This window comes from Bacillota bacterium, from assembly GCA_040754675.1.
GTDB lineage: Bacteria > Bacillota > Limnochordia > Limnochordales > Geochordaceae > Geochorda.
Genome location: JBFMCJ010000616.1, coordinates 1 through 2295 on the forward strand (window position 1 = coordinate 1; position 2295 = coordinate 2295).

4 protein-coding genes are annotated in these 2295 nt (G+C 69.2%); all 4 read right to left on the reverse strand.

Features of this window, described 5'->3' with window-relative positions:
- The coding region (locus AB1609_21635; GenBank protein ID MEW6049038.1) for a 5'/3'-nucleotidase SurE at positions 1-270 on the reverse strand (270 nt) is incomplete at its 3' end.
- Positions 271-274: 4 nt separating this feature from the next.
- Positions 275-949 carry an MgtC/SapB family protein gene (locus tag AB1609_21640; GenBank protein MEW6049039.1) on the reverse strand — a complete coding sequence of 225 codons (675 nt, stop codon included), beginning with the start codon at positions 947-949 and terminating at the stop codon, positions 275-277.
- Positions 950-1073: 124 nt separating this feature from the next.
- Positions 1074-1844: a Sir2 family NAD-dependent protein deacetylase gene (locus AB1609_21645; GenBank protein MEW6049040.1), complete on the reverse strand. Its 771-nt coding sequence runs from the start codon at positions 1842-1844 to the stop codon at positions 1074-1076.
- Between the two features lie 42 nt (positions 1845-1886).
- A partial coding sequence (locus AB1609_21650; protein MEW6049041.1) for a sigma factor-like helix-turn-helix DNA-binding protein occupies positions 1887-2295 on the reverse strand: 409 nt, incomplete at its 5' end.

Genomic DNA, 2295 nt, shown 5'->3' on the forward strand with positions numbered 1-2295 from the left:
CACCAGGTCCGGAGGGCCGGGGCAGAGTTCGAGCAAAGCCAGCTTGACGCAGTCGGCGGGAGTGCCGGCCACCGCGTAGCTTTCCCAGCGCCCGGCCAGACGGATGCGCTGCACCCGCAGGTGTTCCCGGACCGTAATGGCGTGGCCGGTCCCGCTCCGATCCTGGTCGGGGGCCACGATCCAGAGTTCGCCCAGGCCGTCGAGGCATTCGGCAAGGGCTGCAAGCCCGGGGCCGCCAATTCCATCATCGTTGGTCAGTAAGATGCGCATCGGTTCACGATTGGCTTTCGTAAGAAGCCCTGAAGACCCCCTCCAGAGACGAGAGGTCCGCCAGCACCCTGCTCCGGTCGGCCCGAGGCGGCACCTCTACCGCAATCTGCAGGGCCGCCCTCGCCCCTTCCTGCGGGGCGATGTCGACACCCCGGATGTTGACCCCGTGCCGCCCCAGCACCGAGGCCACGGCCCCCAGCTGCCCGGGCTGGTCGGAAACGACCAGCGAGAGCACGCTCTCCTTGCTGGAAAGCACCTGGCGCTCCACCCGGCTCAACCAGACCAACACGATGACCGCCAGCGCCGTGGTCACCACGGCGCCAAGGTAGAAGCCGGCCCCGGCCGCCAGGCCGATCCCGGCCACCACCCACAGGCTCGCCGCCGTGGTGAGCCCCCGGATGGTCGGCCCCTCCCGCAGGATGGTGCCGGCCCCGAGAAAGCCGATGCCGGAGACGACCTGCGCGGCGATGCGCGTCGGGTCGTACGGCCAGACGGTGTTGCCGCCGCGCGATAGCCCATACGCCGAAACCAGCATGACCAGCGCCGAACCGACCGAAACCAGGGTGTGCGTCCGGAAGCCCGCCGGACGCCTGTGGCTTTCGCGTTCGAGCCCGATTACGGCTCCAAGCACCGCAGCCACAACGAGCCGGATGAAGAGTTCAACGTCGGAAACCGCCACCGCACCCCACCCATTCTGGCTCCTTAGGATCCCAGTATAGCGCACGGTGCGCCGCGCCGACCAGAGGCAGCCGCCCTACGGGCGGCCGGCCCGGTTCCGACGCGGGCCGCAGCCATGCCCCGGGTCACAGCACCCGAAGAGCCGTCAGTCGTTGGGCCACGGCCGCCCAGACCGCGCCCGCGGGGTACGGCAGGCGCAGGGCGGCCCGTTCGTCCATCGGGGTGGGCTGCAGGTTGTTGATGATAACGCGCGGGGCCAGCACCGGAAGGGCGTTCGCCGGATCCACGGTGAGGCTCGAGCCGACCACCACCATCAGGTCACACCGGGCCGCCTCGGCCAGCGCCTCCTCGAACGCCGGTGGCATGGGGTCGCCGAAGAGCACCACCATCGGCTTGATGGGCCCGCCGCAAGGGCAGTACGGCCCGACGTTCGAGTCCAGGAGCTGGCGCAGCACCGCCTCCAGGTCGTAGCGGCGCCCGCACCGGGTGCACTTTGCCCACCGCAGGTGGCCGTGCACTTCGAGCACCCGGCGGCTCCCGGCCTTGTGGTGGAGGCCGTCGATGTTCTGCGTGATGACGCACTTGACGACCCCGGCCGCCTCGAGCCGCGCCAGCACCTGGTGCGCGGCGTTCGGGCGGGCCTCGAGGAGCGGCGGCAGCCACGTCTCGGCGGCGACGCGGTAGAAGCGGGCCGGGTTCTCCCAAAAGGCGCGGGCCGACAGGGTCTCCATCGGGTCCATGCGCTCCCACAGTCCGGTCCCGGGGCTGCGGAAGTCCGGGATGCCGCTTTCGGTGGAGATGCCGGCGCCCGTCAGCACCACGGCGTGCCGCGCACCCAGGAGGGCTTCCACCAGCGCCTCAACGCTGCGTTCAAGGGCCGGCTCAACATGCTGCACCTGGGAGCGCCACCTGCCCCGCCTCCGGTCTGGGGGCCGACGCTACAAGTAGCGTCGTTCTATCTTGTGCTTGATGCGGCACAGGGCGTTGTCGATGGACTTGGTGTGGGTGTTGAGCCGCTGGGCCATCTCCTTGTAGGACAGGCCGTTCACGTAAAGCCGAAAGACCCGGTACTCGAAGTCGCTCAGCACCTGCCGCACGTACTGCTGCGTCTGCGACAGGATCTCGCGGTCGATGACCAGCGCCTCGGGGTCGTCGACGCGCTGGTTCGGCAGGACCTCCAGGAGTGTACGGTCGCCGTCCATGTCGTAGACGGGCCGGTGGAGCGACGTGTACTGGTTGACGGGGATGTGCTTCTGGCGAGTGGTGCCCTTGATCGCGCTGATGATGTTGCGGATGATGCAAAGCCGCGCAAAAGCCCAGAACGACGAGGCGCCCGAGGTGAAGTCC